The sequence below is a fragment of the Methanosarcina sp. DH2 genome (genome assembly GCF_020804225.1).
Lineage (GTDB): Archaea > Halobacteriota > Methanosarcinia > Methanosarcinales > Methanosarcinaceae > Methanosarcina.
In genome coordinates, this window is record NZ_WJBI01000018.1 from 25927 (window position 1) to 42737 (window position 16811).

General features: G+C 42.6%; 16 protein-coding genes. 9 read left to right on the forward strand and 7 right to left on the reverse strand.

Going from position 1 to position 16811, the window contains the following annotated elements:
- Positions 1-511: 511 nt before the first annotated feature.
- The 4 genes from FXV91_RS16675 to FXV91_RS16690 all read left to right on the forward strand — a co-directional run bounded on the left by FXV91_RS16675 (position 512) and on the right by FXV91_RS16690 (position 3774).
- Positions 512-1549 carry a deoxyhypusine synthase gene (locus tag FXV91_RS16675; RefSeq protein WP_229391809.1) on the forward strand — a complete coding sequence of 346 codons (1038 nt, stop codon included), beginning with the start codon at positions 512-514 and terminating at the stop codon, positions 1547-1549.
- A 64-nt stretch (positions 1550-1613) separates the two neighbouring features.
- Positions 1614-2135 (forward strand): ArsR family transcriptional regulator, encoded by a 522-nt coding sequence (locus FXV91_RS16680; RefSeq protein ID WP_229391810.1) that lies wholly within the window; start codon positions 1614-1616, stop codon positions 2133-2135.
- Entirely contained in the window at positions 2135-2923 is a 789-nt protein-coding gene (locus tag FXV91_RS16685; protein WP_229391880.1) for a MarR family transcriptional regulator, read from the forward strand. Before FXV91_RS16680 ends, FXV91_RS16685 begins: the two co-directional genes overlap by 1 nt.
- Positions 2924-3228: 305 nt before the next feature.
- Complete coding sequence (locus FXV91_RS16690) at positions 3229-3774, forward strand: metallophosphoesterase (RefSeq protein WP_229391811.1); 546 nt, start codon at positions 3229-3231, stop codon at positions 3772-3774.
- Between the two features lie 144 nt (positions 3775-3918).
- On the opposite strand, the gene FXV91_RS16695 is transcribed toward FXV91_RS16690, so the two are convergent.
- From FXV91_RS16695 to FXV91_RS16715, 5 genes are all read right to left on the reverse strand, one after another.
- On the reverse strand, positions 3919-4140 hold the full coding sequence (locus FXV91_RS16695) for a hypothetical protein (RefSeq protein WP_229391812.1): 222 nt from the start codon (positions 4138-4140) through the stop codon (positions 3919-3921).
- Between the two features lie 433 nt (positions 4141-4573).
- Positions 4574-5143 (reverse strand): RPA family protein, encoded by a 570-nt coding sequence (locus FXV91_RS16700; RefSeq protein WP_229391813.1) that lies wholly within the window; start codon positions 5141-5143, stop codon positions 4574-4576.
- Complete coding sequence (locus tag FXV91_RS16705) at positions 5144-6397, reverse strand: replication protein A (RefSeq protein ID WP_229391814.1); 1254 nt, start codon at positions 6395-6397, stop codon at positions 5144-5146.
- An 875-nt stretch (positions 6398-7272) separates the two neighbouring features.
- The gene (locus FXV91_RS16710) at positions 7273-7698 is read right to left on the reverse strand and encodes an ABC transporter permease subunit (RefSeq protein ID WP_229391815.1); all 426 of its coding nucleotides are present in this window, start codon (positions 7696-7698) and stop codon (positions 7273-7275) included.
- A 71-nt stretch (positions 7699-7769) separates the two neighbouring features.
- Positions 7770-8075: a hypothetical protein gene (locus FXV91_RS16715; protein ID WP_229391816.1), complete on the reverse strand. Its 306-nt coding sequence runs from the start codon at positions 8073-8075 to the stop codon at positions 7770-7772.
- A gap of 146 nt (positions 8076-8221) precedes the next feature.
- Here FXV91_RS16715 and FXV91_RS16720 point away from each other — a divergent pair, with 146 nt between their 5' ends.
- From FXV91_RS16720 to glmU (FXV91_RS16740), 5 genes are all read left to right on the forward strand, one after another.
- Positions 8222-9190, forward strand: a complete 969-nt coding sequence (locus tag FXV91_RS16720; RefSeq protein WP_345945535.1) for a calcium/sodium antiporter — start codon at positions 8222-8224, stop codon at positions 9188-9190.
- Between the two features lie 222 nt (positions 9191-9412).
- Positions 9413-10630, forward strand: a complete 1218-nt coding sequence (gene glmU, locus FXV91_RS16725) for a bifunctional sugar-1-phosphate nucleotidylyltransferase/acetyltransferase (RefSeq protein ID WP_229391817.1) — start codon at positions 9413-9415, stop codon at positions 10628-10630.
- Positions 10631-10653: 23 nt separating this feature from the next.
- A complete protein-coding gene (gene glmS / locus FXV91_RS16730; RefSeq protein ID WP_229391818.1) occupies positions 10654-12510 on the forward strand; it encodes a glutamine--fructose-6-phosphate transaminase (isomerizing) in 1857 nt (618 codons plus the stop codon).
- A 148-nt stretch (positions 12511-12658) separates the two neighbouring features.
- Positions 12659-13963 carry a phosphoglucosamine mutase gene (gene glmM / locus FXV91_RS16735; protein ID WP_229391819.1) on the forward strand — a complete coding sequence of 435 codons (1305 nt, stop codon included), beginning with the start codon at positions 12659-12661 and terminating at the stop codon, positions 13961-13963.
- Positions 13960-15153 (forward strand): bifunctional sugar-1-phosphate nucleotidylyltransferase/acetyltransferase, encoded by a 1194-nt coding sequence (gene glmU / locus FXV91_RS16740; RefSeq protein ID WP_229391820.1) that lies wholly within the window; start codon positions 13960-13962, stop codon positions 15151-15153. The genes glmM and glmU (FXV91_RS16740) overlap by 4 nt, the downstream gene beginning before the upstream one ends.
- 281 nt (positions 15154-15434) lie before the next feature.
- Here the strand turns inward: glmU (FXV91_RS16740) and FXV91_RS16745 are convergent, their stop codons facing one another.
- Entirely contained in the window at positions 15435-15965 is a 531-nt protein-coding gene (locus FXV91_RS16745; RefSeq protein WP_229391821.1) for a hypothetical protein, read from the reverse strand.
- 266 nt (positions 15966-16231) lie between these two features.
- Positions 16232-16420, reverse strand: coding sequence for a hypothetical protein (locus tag FXV91_RS16750; RefSeq protein ID WP_229391822.1), 189 nt, complete (start codon positions 16418-16420; stop codon positions 16232-16234).
- Positions 16421-16811: the final 391 nt, after the last annotated feature.

Sequence of the window (16811 nt, forward strand, 5' to 3'; positions counted from 1 at the left end):
AGGGTTTCGAGTCTTACACGGACTCAGGTAATACTGTTGCTTCATATACATTATAGCAGTATTATACAGACATTATTTGTTTACAGATGATGTATATTTACAGATAGTACATATTTACTGATACTGTCTGTTACAACGCTTTGTTTACCGATATACCCCCAAGATCACTCATCAGAGCGTTATTATCAAGTATTCAGGTTGTTATCCAGCACCTGAGCATCATTGAAAGCTATCCAACCATTTACAACTATCTTAGAAACAATCTATTACACTCATTTCACTCTTAACTCATAACCATAAATACAGCAAATCTGTCTTCCTTCGGAGAAGCCTGTATCTGTAAGGAGTCCTCAGGCAAGAGGGTCTGCATATATTGATATTTAATAAAAAATATATAATCCTTTAACGTTATTTGCGTCTCTTACCGTTTATTGCCGGGCACCTGTAAGACAGGATGTTAAGGGTCACAGGCAAAACCTATCGCGATCTGCTTATTTATGTGGAGAATGGTATGCATCACAATGTATTTACAAACAACCCAACCGTTCCAATTGATGTAAAGGACAGGTCTGTAAGTGAATTAATGGACGGAATGCTAAAGACCGGCTTCCAGGGCAGGAAACTGGCTGAGTCGGTCCAGGCCTGGCATAACATGCTCAAAGAAAAGGACACGACTGTGCTTATGGGCTTATCCGGAGCCATGGTTCCTGCCGGCATGCGCAGGGTAATTTCCTATATGATCCGGGAAAGAATGATCGACTGCCTTGTAAGCACAGGGGCAAACCTGTTCCATGACTCTCACGAAGCCCTTGGCAGGAAGCACTATGTGGGTTCACATCTGGCTGATGATGAAAAACTTTTTGAACACGGTGTGGACAGGATTTATGATGTCTTTGCAGTTGAAGAGGAATTCAGAACTGCAGATAACCTGATTGCGGATTTTGCAGAGGAAATTGGAGAGATCACCTGTTCCTCAAGAGAGTTCATGTATCTTCTTGGAAAGGAGCTTGTAAAGAGAGGAGCTGCTGAGGACTCAATAGTAGTAAGTGCATACAGGCACAACGTCCCGATATTTGTACCTGCACTGTCAGACAGTTCTATAGGTATAGGGCTTACTATTGCAAGGAGAAGAGGGCTGAAACTTGAAATAGACCAGATAAAAGATGTTGACGAAATCACTCAGATTGTGGAAAAATCAGAACATACAGGTGTAGTCTATATAGGAGGCGGTGTCCCGAAGAACTTTATCCAGCAGACAGAAGTAATAGCTTCTATTCTGGGAATGGATATCGGTGGGCATGAATATGCTATCCAGTATACTTCAGATTCTCCGCACTGGGGAGGACTCTCAGGCTGCACTTTTGATGAAGCAGTTTCCTGGGGTAAGATCGCAGCTCAGGCAAAAAAGGTACAGGTTTTTGTGGATGCTACCATAGCCCTCCCAATTGTTGTCCATGCACTGCACGAGAAATCACGTGACCTGAAGCGTAATGCCCCTGTTTTTTCCTGGGATGGCCCCGAAGGGCTTGATATTACTTATAACGAATAATCACATTACAAATCTTTATTATATTTGAAAGCTGATAACATAAGGCGAGAAGGAGAGGACATAAATGGGTAAACGAACTCGAATAATTAACGATCCTTCCTATTTAGTACCATTACTCAGGACTTTTGGATCCAGAACCCATAAAAGAATATTCGATGCACTTTCTAACAAATGGATGACAAGAACGGAAATCGATGAGTTTATAGGTTCGGACTCATCAAAAAGCCTTCATATTCTGAAAAAAGCCGGGCTCCTTGAAAGTCAGTGGAGAGTCCCCGAAGCAGGACAAAAACCCTCAAAAGAATACCACAGTTCTTATTCAAAGGTTCAGGTTAACTTTCAGTGCTCCTTTGAAGACCTCAGCGACATCATTATGCTGACCTTCAAGCCGTATGAAGAAGTTAAGGATGCTATGGAAGAACTGGAAAGACTGGTAGAAGAGGGCAACACCTCAATGAGTAACCTCACAAGGACTCTTAATAAGAATCCGTTCTATATTTGTGCTGTTGCCCGCAGGTCCGAAAGGCTTTCAGTAATGGGGCAAAGGCTAAAAGTAATTGAAGATGTTGAGGAGAATTACGATTGATGATTAAAATCCTCCAGACAAAGAGCGGAGTAACCAAGTTTCAGGTCCTTATTGAGATCGCAGCCCACCAGCCCAATGTAAGGCAAAAAGAGATTGCCGCAAAGATCGGAATAACCCCCCAGGCCGTTTCCGAATACATTAAGGAGCTTGTAAATGATGGACTGATTGTCACTGAGGGCCGCGTCCGGTACAGGATAACAAAAGAAGGCGTAGAATGGGTCCTTGAAAACGCCGCCGAAATGAAGCGATATGCCCGCTTTGTCATGGAGGACATAATCAGCCATGTCTCGACCTGGACAGCCATAACAAAAGAAGAGGTCAAAGAAGGCCAGCAGGTTTACCTGAAAATGGATCACGGACTCCTGTATGTTAGCAGCACGGAAAAGACAGGAGCATCAGGAACTGTCATATCCGATGCCGCCCAGGGAGATGATGTGGGAGTAACCAGCCTCAAAGGTCTTATAGACCTGGAAAACGCAACCATAACGATCTGTAAGGTTCCCAGAGTTGAGCGCGGAGGGTCAAGAAAAGTGGACCTCGAGCGTCTGAAGACGCTTGCAAGTTCAAAACCCTATATAGCAGCAATAGGTGTGGAGTCGTTAATTGCTCTTCGCAAGATAGGCATAAGCCCCAATGTCATGTTCGGGACAAATGAATCAGTTATCGAGGCTGCATATCACGGACTTTCATCCCTGGTGGTCTCAGTGGATGAACAGGTCTCTGCTCTTCTGAACAGGCTAGAAACTGAGAACCTTGAGTACGAACTTGTTGATCTTACACTTGAGTAATTTTTTTCCTTATTTTTAATTTCCGGTTCGACAGTCCTAAACATATAGGTTTGGGACTCGAACCTGCTGTTTTTTCATAATTTTTATCAATAGCAGTTCTGGTAACCTGGTTGATGGTAACCTGGTTGGTAATAGATCTAAGATTAAATAAAGATTAAATAAAGATTAAATAAATTTCAAGTTTAAGCTTAACTTTCAATATTAAGCGTAAATTTCAAGTCCAGGTGTATCTCTCAAGTCTTACAGTTTACGCTGTACATTTTTATTCTCAAAAGGCATATTTTACGTTATAATGGAGGCTTCCCATGAAACTGATCGCAATTTCCGATACCCACCTTAAGACAGGAGAAATTCCCCTGCAACTCCAAAACATTCTTGAAAACTGCGACCTCATTGTCCATGCAGGGGATTTCAGTAACGTAGAGGCATATAAGGCATTCAATGCCAGTGGCAAGCTGAGAGCTGTTTACGGAAATGATGATACTTTCGAACTCAGGCAGCTCCTACCCGAAAGGCTGAAATTTGAAGTTGAAGGGGTAAATATCGGGGTGGTGCATGAAGGAGGGCTTTCAGTTATGGATACAACTGCCCAGGGTTACCTCGCAAAAGAAATGGGAGTAGATGTCCTGATTTTCGGGCACCTTCACCGTCCCTTGATTGAAAAGAAGGATGTAATGCTTGTGTGCCCGGGTTCTCCGACAAAACCCAGAATGTCAAATCCGAGTGCTGTGGAACTCATAATTGAAAAAGGAAGTATTAAAGGCAGGATACTTAATCTTGAAGGAGACAGCTGTGAATATATAAAATTCCGGGATGCCCTGAAAACACAAAAACAGGAAGAGAATAAATAAAAAAGGGGCCTGAGCGCCTGAGGCTGACCAGCAAGTCTTAAAAAGGTAGAAACAGAACATGCTAAGGTTTTTGTTGTTAGAAATCAGGCACATGCCTCGCTAGGCGAGGTCTCCGGAACTATGTATTTGACGAACTCCGTCAGTTCACATAGTCTCCAGTTTGAACATTGAACCTGTTCCCTGAAGGCTCAGGTAGACTTTGTCCCCAAACTCGAGGATCTTCTCTACACCGACATTGCTGTTCCAGTTATACACAAAGTCATAGCTGCCCTGCATGGGTTCGAAACCCAGGGACAACAGTCTCTGATTGACCTCAGACGGGCGAACTCCTTCACTACTGAACCAGACCACAAGATATGTTTTCACAGGATCATCCCATATACTAATTTACTAACTAATTTTAGCGTTAAATCTTATTAAAACACTCGTTGCTCATTTTATATCATGTTTCGTTTATTTATCTATATTTTGCCTCTTATTGTTCTGATACCGTGAAAACTGGAAAAAACTTATTCAGTGAAGAATAATTTTGGAGTGAACTATATGGAAGAGAAGTAAGAAAAAACGAAACAAAAAGCAAAAAGAAACAAGAAGCAAAAAGAAACAAGAAGCAAAAAGAAACAAGCAAAAAACAAATCAAAACAATAAACGGAAGAAAAACAATAAACGGAAGAAAAGGATTCAGGACCATTCAGGAAGCAAAATGCATATTGATTTAAAAAAAATGAATTCAGGGTAAAAAACCCTGAGTTTCACGATTACTTAATTAGAACTTAAACTACAATTGCTTTTACAATACTCAGACATTATCTTTAAGGGACTCGATAGCTTTTCTTACCATTTCACGATAAATTTCGATATCAGTGGAATAGTGTTCTTTTGCAAGCTTTGAGTTAGCATCTTCCTGTGCCTCAACTGCCCTTATCCGTTCGAGGGTCTGCTTTGCGGTATCGAGTACCCATAGATTTCTTGTCAGTTCATCTACCTGCTGGACAGATTCCGGGCGAATAGAGGTCAGGACATTTCCATCGTCTGTGGTGTATGTGCTGGTCTTGCCAATCACCGCAACAAAAGCTGGCAGTTCGCATTCGGCAAGGAATTGAGCGGCTTCTGGCTGGTACTGCCCTGCGTATATAAGGAAGGAACCTGTCGGGTCGGAAACCCTGCCCCTCCAGTATTCGGAGTCAGTGCCTATATCTTCTTTTTCGATAAGAGTGCCCACAATGAAAATGCGGTTTACTTTCGCCCCTGTCGGGGTAAGGAGATACTGCGGAGCATACTGGTCGCTTTCGTCCCTGGATGTGAGGTTCGAGTCTTTCAGTTCTTGGGCAAAAACTCTGCGCGATACTTCTCTGAAGAAACCTGCCATTTACTCCACCTCCAGTTCAGCAAGCATTTCATCAAGAAGCTCCCTGTCCAGAGAAGCCATTGGAGTAATCGAATCCACAAGGATATAGCGGTCAAGCTTGTGTCCGCTGACAGTATAATATTTGCCAACAAGCTCGTGTTTCAATTTGTCCAGTACAACTCCGGGATCAAGGGCATCTGCAGCCATTGCTATGGCGCTGTCAAGGGATATACCTGCAAGCTCTTCGGTAAGCTCTCTGTTTATCAGGGCGTCCTGCGTGGAAGTCCCCGAGTCAAGGACTGCTTTTATCCGGAGGTCATATTCTCCTTTGACTTTCCCATGCTCTGCACAGGCGCCTTTAACCAGAGCCCGTTTGCATTCAGGACACCGCTTTATAAGTCCGGAACCGGTCTGAATGTCAATCATTGCCCCGACGTATGTAAATACGGAAGTTCTTACTTCAATATCTTCATCGAGAGTTTCTATAGAACTTGACTTGTTAAGCTGAACCTGAGCCTTGCCATTCCACTCGCTAACGACTACATTTTTCAGCATGTAACTTTTGCCTTCTTCCATATCCGGAAGTTCGGAACTTGCCCAGTTAGTGAATTTGATGACACCGGTTTCGTCTCCGATAAGCCCTGCCTGTTCTATAGATTCATGGGAATTTTCCCAGAGCTGGACAACTTTCCCTCTTACCGTAGCCCACTGGTTCCCAACAAGGTCTACAATATTTCTGAGTTCGGCTTCCCTTGCTGCAGGAGTGAAATCGCCACCTCCGACTTCAACAGGCTCGGAGAGCTTCTCTATGGAACTGTTCTTATTGACCTGGACCTGGAACCTTTCGTTGTATTCCCCAACAACAACGCTTCGGAGAAGATAGCTCTCTCCCTGCTCAAGGGGAGGAAGTTCGGCATTTTTCCAGATGGTAAACTTTATGATTCCAGTCTCATCTCCAAGAAGCCCAACCTGAGAGATGGATTCATGAGTATTTTCCCAGAGCTGAACAACCTTTGCCTTAAGGTTTGCCCACTGCCCATTTTCCGTAATATCCGCAACTTTGGTAAGCTGAGGCTCAGCCTGCCTGACATAAAATTCATTTTTAGGAATCGAATATTTCTTCAAAAAGTAGTTTGTTACGCTTCGCTGTGCTTCATTTGAAGGCACTTTGAACTTCTTAATCAGCTCGTCGAGTCTGCTTTCGATGTCCTCAACAGGCACATCGATACCAAGTTTCATAAACCGGTCTCTAATGGATTCTGCAGTTTGTTTCATCTTAATTCTACCTCAAGCCTCATGGTTAGTTTATCTTATTGAGAGGCACTCTAAAGTATCGCCGCAGAGGATATAAAGTTGTGTGAAGCGGGGTGAAAGTATTCAACCTGCAGGAAGCGGCTGCCCCTGAAAGAGCCCTGACATGGAGAATTGCAAAGCCCGAAAAAGTATTTGCTCCGTACAATTAATCCGGTTTAGAGGAATGAGTTCATCCTTTCAAGGCAGTCTCACATATCCTCAAAGAAACTTTACCTGTCTTCCCCTGCCCTCTGCTTCGAAATTAGCCTCAAATTCCTTTTATATGCTTTTCTGATTGGTTATGTAACCGGATAGTTGCATTAATCATACAATTGCTCATCAGTAGACCTGTTGTTTTAGATTGCCAATAACCATCCAATAATCTGTCCACAAGGTACTTTGTAATAAAAAGTTATTTGCAGTGTTGATCGCACTGTTCGTAACACCAGTAACTTCATATGAAATTTTTTCTAGTAACTTTAGAATAGATTGTGTTTTAATATTGATATATTTTGGGATGTCAGGCATCATCTGAGAACTGAAAAACATATAAAAAGATTTGTATTATATTCGATGCCCTAACTTTAAGAATTAAATATTTTTTACACTATACTATAGTTTTCCGGAAGTAAAAATGTACGGATCAGGATTCGTAATTTAGAATTTCAAACTCGCCATTAATTTTTTACCAAAAAATAACTCTATAAAGGCGAATGGTCTCAGAGTGATTGTCAATTATTTTAATAGATGAACCTGTTTACCTTTTAAGGTACTCCGGAGTAAGCCAGCGTTCTACTCCAGAGTAAGCCAGCGTTCTATTCTCAAGAAAGAAAAATCCAGAAAAAGAGCTATGCCTATCACAGGCAGGTCCTGCCAGAATTTGGTAGTATTGAAATTTGTAACCCTTCAAAAATCATGGACCCCAGATCTCCCCCACCTATAAGAGCTGTCAGAACTGCAATACTGTTGGCAAGGATGACGGCAAACTTAGTTCCTGCAAATATGACAGGATATGCATTCGGGAGCCTTATATGCCTGATAATCTGAAATTCTGTCAATCCAACTCCTTTTGCAGACTCGATCAGAAAAGGGTCGACATTAAAAAGTCCTATATAAGTGTTTTTTATGATCGGAAGCAGTACTCTCAACATAATGGCAATAACTGCAGGGGTAAAGCCAATTCCAATGAAAAGCACAACTATAGCCACAGCCGCAAAACTGGGGACTGCCTGAATAAGGTTGGAAAACCTTGTAACAAGTGAGGCAAGCTTTGCATTATACAAGGGAAAGGAGTATGAGAGGGATAGAAACAAGGGTTCCGATAAGAAGAGCTGTATAAGCAAGAAAAAGATGCTCAAGCGTAGCCTCCAGGATTTCCGCAGTTATGACCATGTCCCATACCTGCTTTAAGACTGCTTTCCAGTATGCCTGCAAATCCGTCCAGGAGCAACGCAAGCAGCCTCATCCAGGCCCCGGTAACAAGAAAATCGTCCCCCATATAATAGAGCTGAATCCCGTTCTGAAGGGCAGCCCCAAGCCCGCCTGTGGCAATCAGCCCGCCAAGGGTTACGACTCCCATTGTAAACACAACTGCAATCCTGATACCGCCGGCAATAAAAGGAAGAGATAAGGGAAAGGAAAACGGGCTAAGTTCCCCCACAGTACCCGATAATTTATTCGGTATCCCTGTCCCTTATAAAATCATCTGATTTATTTTGTAAATTTACTGTCGATAATAGTTATAACTTTTTATGACCAAAAACGTTATAAAGTGCTGCAAAAACAGGAGCGTTTGAATTATATTCTTTGCCTACTTTAAAGGACGCCATGGACTTGCTTTTGATCTTTCTTTTTCTACTCAGCCTTGCCATGATAAGCAAAGGTTCGGACTGGTTCATTGAAGCTGCAGTTGCAATATCAAACAAAAGCGGGATCCCGAAAATGCTTATAGGGGCTACGATTGTGAGTTTTGCAACTACGGCTCCGGAGTTTGCAGTTTCCGCAACAGCGGCTTATATCGGGCATACGGATGTGACAATAGGAAATGCTGTCGGGTCGGTCATATGCAATACAGGGCTTGTATTGGGCTCTATTATACTTGTCAAAGCAATCCCTATGAAGGATGATACATTTCCCATTAAAAGCGGGCTCATGCTCCTTTCAGGAATTGTCCTTATCATAATTAGCCGCGATGGAAATGTTAACCAGCTTGATGGAGTTTTACTTCTGCTTGTGTTTTTTGCTTTCCTGTTCCATGCTTCAAAAACCCAGCGCGTATTATTTGGAGATAAAGAAACAGGTAGAGAAAAGCTTAGGATCAAAGAAATTCGGAGAGACATAGCTTTCTTTGTTCTTGGCTCCCTTTCCGTAGTTATAGGAAGCAGAATCCTGGTAGATTCCGGGATAAAAATAGCCGAATGGATAGGTATCCCTGAAGTAATTATAGCCCTGACAGCGGTTGCAATAGGAACATCCCTGCCCGAACTTGCAACTGCAATTACTTCCCTCAGGAAAGGGCACCAGGATCTCTCCATAGGGAATATTCTCGGGGCAAACACAATGGACATTGCCATGATCCTCGGGGCATCATCTCAGATCAGGGTGCTGCCCGTTTCGGAACAACTTTCAGGGTATGATTTCCCATTCATGTTCCTTATATCTCTCGCCCTCATAATCTTCGGAATTACTGGAAAAAAGTTGGAAAGGTGGGAAGGAGGCGTAATTCTAGGGGCATATCTTGCGTATGTGGCAGGACTTTTTATCTTCTATGTGTAAGCCTGTATTCCAATTTTAAAGCAAATGTGTGACCTCTTCACTTTTTAAATTTTAAATCTTCACTTCTTATATATATTTTTTCTTTTTTTATAGATCATCCTTTCATTGCCATATATTATACAATGTTTTTGAACACTTTTTATATATAAACATATTTTTATAATTTTGACCCGCGGGTTCTGAAGGCAATGTATAAATTCTAAAAAAAGATTCTTTAACTCTATGAAAGCTATTATCCTCGCAGCAGGGGAAGGACTGCGCTGCAGGCCTCTTACTCTTACTCGTTCCAAAGTAATGCTTCCTGTGGCCAACAGGCCTATTCTGGAACATGTTATCTCTTCGCTTGAGAAAAATGGAATCAATGAGATCATCCTGGTTGTCGGATATGAAAAAGAACGCATAATGAACTATTTTGAAGACGGGCTGAATTTCGGGGTCAATATAAAATATGTCGAGCAAAAAGCCCAGCTCGGGACAGCGCATGCGATTGAACAGGCAAAAAAACTAATAAATCCCGGGGATTCCGAATTCCTTGTCCTGAACGGGGACAACCTGGTAGAGCCAAAAACCATAGCTGATCTCCTTAATAATTATGAGGGGGATGCGAGCCTTCTAACCGTAAGAATGGAGGACACGGCAGGTTATGGAGTGGTATTGAAAGAAAAGAAGAGAGTCACACGAATTCTGGAGAAAAGGCCTGGAGGTCTAAGCCATATTGTAAACACCGGAATATACATTTTTACACCTCAGGTCTTTGAAACCATTGAAAAGACCCCCATATCCGAAAACGGGGAATATGCGATAACCGACACTCTCCAGCTTATGATTGATGAGGGAAAAGTAGTTACTTCAATCCCGACCGAATCAAAGTGGCTGGATGCAGTCCACGCATGGGATCTTCTGAAAGCAAACGCGATTGTGTTAAATTCCTCCAGAAACCTGAAACAGGAAGGAGAACTTGAGGAAGGAGTGATAATTCGCGGAAAGGTTGCAATCGGGAAAAACACAAAAATCCGTGCCGGAACTTATATTGTAGGTCCCGTAGTAATCGGGGAAAATTGTGATATCGGACCTAACGTAGTAATTTTGCCCTCCACTACTATAGGAGATAATGTATCCATACGGTCTTTTACCGAAATCCAGAACAGTATTATAATGAATGACTGCAGGATTTCTTCCCATGGACAAATTTCGAACTCCATAATTGGAAGCAATAATACCCTTGGTCCTGGTTTTACTGCAGAAGAAAAAGAAAACCTTGAGATAAACATTAACTGCAGGATTCACAAAGCCCCGAAGCTCGGCACTATACTTGGGGACGATAATCGGATAGGAGGCAAGGTGCTCGTGAAAGCAGGAGTAATGATTGCTGTCAACTGTCAGGTAGAGTCAGGAAATACCATTTACAGAGACCTGCCCCGCGATTCGGTGGTCCTCTGAGCTCTTAAGAAGGAGATAAAAAAATGTGTGGAATTGTCGGATATGCAGGGCGAAATGCTGCTGCACCGGTTCTTATAGAATCTCTTAAAAAACTTGAATATAGGGGATACGACTCTGCAGGGATTACGGTTCTTGGCAGTGGAATTGAGACTTACAAGGCAGTCGGGAAAATCATAAATCTAGAATCCGAAACCCCGAAAAACCTCGGAGGAACTGTAGGAATCGGACATACACGCTGGGCAACCCACGGTCGCCCAAGTACGGAAAATGCCCACCCTCATAACTCGGGGGGGAATCCGGAAAAAATATCGATTGTACATAACGGGATTATTGAAAATTACATGGCATTAAAAGAGCGGCTTATTGGAGAAGGTTATGTATTCAAATCCGAAACCGATACCGAGGTAATTGCACATCTTCTGCACAAACACATCTATGGAAGGCCGGATGGAAAGGAAGCTCAATGCGAACTTCTTGCAGGGCTCAGAGAAGCCTTAAAAGAGATTGAAGGGTCCTATGCTCTTGCAATCCTCTCTGCTGACGAACCCGGAAAACTCGTACTTGCCCGCAAAGACAGCCCTCTTGTTATAGGATTAGGGAGAGGGGAAAATTTTGCTGGATCTGATGTAACCGCTTTTCTGAACTACACAAGGGATGTTATCTTCGTAAATGACTTTGAGACAGTGGTGCTTAGCCCTGTCGGTGTAGAGATATTTGACAGAGAAGGAAATCTCAGGGAAAAGAAGATAGAAAAGATAGAATGGGATTTTGAAGCCGCAGAAAAAGCAGGTTATGAACATTTCATGCTGAAAGAGATTCATGAGCAGGTCAGCGCAATTCATGACACTCTGGTAGGCAAAGTCTCTGAGCTTGAAGGGGCCATACACTTAAATGAACTGAACCTCAGTGAGGATGAAATAAAGAAGCTTTCAAGGGTTCAGATTCTCGCCTGCGGAACCTCCTGGCATGCAGGTTTGCTTGGAAAATACCTTTTTGAACAGTTAGCAGGAATTCACTGCGACATTGACATCTGCTCGGAATACAGGTACAGAAACCCTGTTATGAACGATGGAACCCTTGCAATTGCGATTACTCAATCAGGAGAAACCGCAGATACCCTTGCAGCCGTGCGGGAGATTATGTCTTACAACTGTCCTACTCTTGCAATTACAAACGTTGTGGGGAGCACCATTACAAGAGAAGCAAATAGTGTGCTTTATACACGGGCAGGCCCTGAAATAGGAGTTGCTGCTACAAAGACTTTCAGCACTCAGCTCACCCTTCTGTATCTTCTCGCTGTAAAGTTTGCTCTTGTAAGAGGCAAGCTAAGCCCTGATTATGTAAAAAGTTTCATTACGGAACTCCGGAAAGTCCCGGGAGAAATCCAGCAGATTCTCAACCAGAAGGAAGCGATAAAGGAATGTGCTGAGAACTTTGCCCGTTCAAATAGCTATTTCTTCCTTGGCAGGCACCTTAACTACCCTATAGCTCTCGAAGGAGCCCTGAAGCTCAAAGAGATCTCATACGTGCATGCCGAAGGCTTTGCTGCAGGAGAACTGAAACACGGCCCAATTGCCCTGCTTGACGAAGGGACTCCTGTAGTTGCGATCGCTACAAGGGGGCAGACTTATGATAAAATGCTTAGCAATATAAAAGAAGTAAAAGCCAGGGATGCTTATGTAATAGCTGTTGCCGACAGTAAGGACACGGAAATAGGAAAATATGCAGACATTGTCCTCAGGGTTCCCCAGAGCAATGAATTGCTGGCTCCTCTTCTGAGTGTTGTCGTGCTTCAGCTGCTTGCTTACTACACTGCTCTTGCCAGGGACTGCTCTATTGACAAACCCCGTAATCTTGCAAAGAGTGTTACTGTCGAATAATGATAAGGTTGAGAACCTCAGAATTTTAAGCTTAAAATCTTAGATTTCAAGCTTAAAATTTCAGGATCTAAAACTTAAAACCAGATTAATTAACCAGATATGGGCTTTCAGAACAGAAATGAACTTCATGAAATATGGAGTGGGATTTATGAAACTCTTTGGATCTTCAGGAATTAGAGGCATAGTAAATAAGGAAGTTACGCCCGAACTTGCGCTGCAGGTAGGGCTTGTGCTCGGAAGCCGGAAAAAAACTGCGGTCATCGGGAGGGACCCCAGAGTTTCGGCGCCTATGATAGAGCACGCTCTGGTTGCAGGGCTCACTGCAGCAGGCTGTAACGTTACGAAAGTGGGCATGGTAACTACCCCGACCCTGGCATATGCAGCTAGAGAATACGAGTGTGGAGTAATGGTTACAGCCTCACATAACCCTTCGGAGTATGTGGGGATAAAGCTGTGGAACCCTGACGGCATGGCTTTTGACTCAGCCCAGCAGGAAGAGATTGAAGACGCTATCGAAAATGAAAATTTTTCACGGGTTACCTGGGACCTTATAGGGAAAATTGCTGAAGACGAAAATGCCATTCGGGACCACATGGATATGATAGAGGGGCTTGTAGGAAGCTCCGGGCTGCGTGTGGTTCTCGACTGCGGATGCGGAGCAGGAAGTACAATTACCCCTTACCTTCTGCAGGAACTCGGCTGCCAGGTAATAACCCTGAATGCCCAGCCTGACGGACATTTCCCGGCAAGAAACCCTGAGCCTAACGACCAGAACCTTTCCCTGCTCAAAAAAGCAGTTGTGGCGTTCGGAGCTGACCTTGGAATAGCCCATGACGGGGACGCAGACAGAATGATGGCAGTCGATGAAAGAGGCAGCTTCGTGTCAGGAGACGACCTGCTTGCAATATTCGGGCGTTTTGAGTGCGGAGATAAAAAAGGAGCCGTGGTCGTGCCTGTGGATACCTCCATGATGGTAGATGACCATCTTGAAGGCTCGGAAATCATAAGGACAAGAGTTGGGGATGTCTACGTTGCAGAAGGCATAAAACAGTACGGCGCCATCTACGGTGGAGAACCTTCCGGAAGCTGGATTTTCCCGAAGATTTCCTACTGCCCTGACGGGATCTATGCAGCTGCGAAGCTTGTTGAGATTGTCAGGGAAAAAAAATTAAGCGAGCTCAGGGCAGAACTCCCTGTTTATGCCACAAAAAGGGGCGCCTTACCCTGTGCAAACGAAAAGAAAGCAGAGTTCATGGAAAGGGTAAAAAGAAGACTTGAACCCCTCGGAAAAGTTCTTGACATTGACGGGATCCGCGTGGAACTCGAAAACGGCTGGGTGCTTGTCCGCCCCTCGGGAACGGAAGCAAAGGTAAGGATTACGGCAGAAGCCCGGGAGAATGTGGATGGGATCTACGATATGGCAGAAAAAATAGTGAAGGAGGCGCTTAAATGAAAGCAGTTGTCCTTGTTGCAGGCAAAGGCACAAGGATGGAGCCCCTCACCTCCGACTGCCCTAAAGTGATGCTTCAGGTTGCAAACAAACCGATACTTGAACATATCCTGAACTCAGCCGTAGAAGCGGGCATTGAAGGTTTTGTCTTTATTACGGGATACCTCGAAGAGCAAATAAAAGCCCATTTCGGGGACGGAAGCAAATGGGGAGTGAGCATAGAGTACGTGCAGCAGAAAGAGCAGTTAGGGACTGCAAATGCCATAGGTTATGCAAGAGGGCACGTTGAAGGGGCATTCCTGGTACTTAACGGAGACATGCTCATCGGGCAGGAGGACTTAAAAGCCCTGCTCTCAAGAAAAGAAGAAGCTGTTATCTGCGTAAAAGAGGTGGAAAACCCCTCAGACTTCGGGGTTCTTGAAACCGAGGATAATAAAGTAATCAGGATAATTGAGAAGCCGAGAAACCCCCCTACCAACCTTGCAAATGCCGGAATCTATCTTTTCAGGGAGTCCATTTTTGACTTCATTGACAAAACCCAGCCTTCCGTAAGAAAGGAACTTGAGATCACGGACTCTATTCAAATGCTGATCGATAGCGGAGCGCCTGCGGGATACAGCCCCCTTGCAGACAGCTGGATTGACATAGGATATCCCTGGGATCTCCTGAAAGCAAACGAACACCTCTTAAAAGGTCTCAAGGGTAACTGCCAGGGTACAGTGGAGCCAAATGCAACCATAAAAGGTGAAGTTTCAATCGGAAAGGGTACCCTCATCCGAAATGGTGCTTATATTGAAGGACCGGTGGTAATAGGGGAGAACTGTGATATAGGGCCCAACTGCTTTATCCGCCCTTCAACTGCAATAGGCAACCGTGTCAGGATAGGGAATGCAGTGGAGTTAAAAAATACAATTGTCATGGAAGGCACTCATATAGGGCACCTGAGCTATGTAGGAGATAGCGTAATAGGGCGCCGCTGTAATTTCGGAGCCGGTACGAAAGTCGCAAATCTCCGCCATGACGGGAAAAATATAAAGGTAATGCTGAAAGGCAGGATTCTTGACTCCGGTAGAAGAAAACTCGGGGTAATTATGGGAGATGATGTGCACACAGGTATCAATACCAGTATAAATATAGGTGTGGTGATGGGAAAAGGAAGAGCCACACTTCCCGGAGATGTGGTCAAGCATTGAGAATCCGGATCAAAATGTGAAAAGAAGTCGGAACCCTCCTTTTCCTTTATGGAGTAAGGAGGGAAATCTCCTGTATTATTATTCGGATTTATTATATTAACTGAATTTATTTTTTTATTTATTTTTTTATTTATTTATTTATTTATTTATTTATTTACTTAGTTATTTAGTTATTTAGTTATTTATTTATTTATTTAGTTATTTATTTATTTATTTATTTATTTATATAGTTATTTATTTGAATTTATTTAGATATTAGAACCCGTGGATTATTACCTGGATTATGAATACAGCTGCTGTATACTCCAGAGCACGGTTTTTCGGAAGTAACCTTCGATTTCCACATCTAAAGACCCCTCATTCATATTCTCTACAGCTTTCCTCAAAGGATAATCCGAATCAAGTATCTCTCTTATCGTATCTTCATCGGATTCAACGGTTATGGAAGGACCGAACTTCGAATTCGGGTCATTAGGAGTGTCATACCTGTAAAAGTCTTTTACTTCTCCACCGTTCATAAGTAAAGTTACATAGAGCATTTCATTACTATTAAGCTCAATTCTTCCGGCAATTTCCTCACTTCCGACCAGTCTTTTAACAAGCGAGGGGACATTATCAATGTTATCATTATAAAGCGCCATCTGTGCGCTTAATTCGGAAAAAAGATCGTTCTCCGTACTGGAATTGACAGAAGTTGTAAAGGTGCTGGCTGCTGTAATATTACCCGCATTAGAAGCTGCACCTGTTATTGGGGCAAGCAAAAGCACAACTAAGAATAAACCCAGAATTCTATTTTTACTGTAAGAAGCCATAGTTGAAAATAAGAGTTGAGGATATAAAAAAGTTCTCAATATAAATTAAAGTTTCTAGGATATTAATAAAAGTAAAAAAATTAAATTTTCCAGGGACTAAAAATCCATGGCTTTCTTATATTCAATAACTTTCCCGGCTTTCAGGGCTTTATTGAATTCTTGCTGGAGATCTATCGAAAGAAACAAAAAAGCGCAAAAAATAAGAAAAAAAGCAAAAATTAAAAACTCACCGGGATAGGTTTTATCCAGCTATCCAGCGGCGAGAGTTAAAGTTTAAGAGAGGGTCTGAACACCTCAGTACAGTACCTGTCAAAGACCTGGTCTTCAACCTGCTCACAGATTTTCTTATAATCTTTCGACTTCGGGTCGTGCTTGCTCATAGTCTTTTTGACTTCAGCATTCATCTTATCAAGAGTTTTCTGGTCAAAACCTTCCGTATTCTCCATAGTAAACATATAAATCATACTCTAGAACTAACTTAGTTAGATGCTTAAGATTTTTTACGTTATTTAGATATTTATATATGTATATGGTATTACCAATAAATATGTTAATAGGTAACACGCTGGGTAATTAATTACCAGCTTTTAACTATTTTTGAAAATAGTTTTAATTTGATAATTAAAATATTTATATTATTGACTTAATATATTAGCTTTCCCTTTTGATCGAATTTCATTCAATAAATGAGTGGACCTGAGGGATTTGCCAAAGAATTCGCCATGGATGCCTCTTTACTCGAATAAAATATTTATCAAAGCTTGCATAAACGGTTATTCAAGCAAATTTTAAACAATAAGATCGTTATTCCTACTCCTATAAATATTTTACATCCGGAAGAGATCT

Coding starts and splice junctions, on each gene's coding strand:
- FXV91_RS16690 (WP_229391811.1), top strand. CDS start 3,229: ATGAAACTGATCGCAATTTCCGATACCCACCTTAAGACAGGAGAAATT.
- glmS (WP_229391818.1), top strand. CDS start 10,654: ATGTGTGGAATTGTCGGATATGCAGGGCGAAATGCTGCTGCACCGGTT.
- FXV91_RS16680 (WP_229391810.1), top strand. CDS start 1,614: ATGGGTAAACGAACTCGAATAATTAACGATCCTTCCTATTTAGTACCA.
- glmU (WP_229391817.1), top strand. CDS start 9,413: ATGAAAGCTATTATCCTCGCAGCAGGGGAAGGACTGCGCTGCAGGCCT.
- FXV91_RS16685 (WP_229391880.1), top strand. CDS start 2,135: ATGATTAAAATCCTCCAGACAAAGAGCGGAGTAACCAAGTTTCAGGTC.
- FXV91_RS16700 (WP_229391813.1), bottom strand. CDS start 5,143: ATGGCAGGTTTCTTCAGAGAAGTATCGCGCAGAGTTTTTGCCCAAGAA.
- FXV91_RS16745 (WP_229391821.1), bottom strand. CDS start 15,965: ATGGCTTCTTACAGTAAAAATAGAATTCTGGGTTTATTCTTAGTTGTG.
- FXV91_RS16750 (WP_229391822.1), bottom strand. CDS start 16,420: ATGTTTACTATGGAGAATACGGAAGGTTTTGACCAGAAAACTCTTGAT.
- FXV91_RS16675 (WP_229391809.1), top strand. CDS start 512: ATGCATCACAATGTATTTACAAACAACCCAACCGTTCCAATTGATGTA.
- FXV91_RS16705 (WP_229391814.1), bottom strand. CDS start 6,397: ATGAAACAAACTGCAGAATCCATTAGAGACCGGTTTATGAAACTTGGT.
- glmM (WP_229391819.1), top strand. CDS start 12,659: ATGAAACTCTTTGGATCTTCAGGAATTAGAGGCATAGTAAATAAGGAA.
- glmU (WP_229391820.1), top strand. CDS start 13,960: ATGAAAGCAGTTGTCCTTGTTGCAGGCAAAGGCACAAGGATGGAGCCC.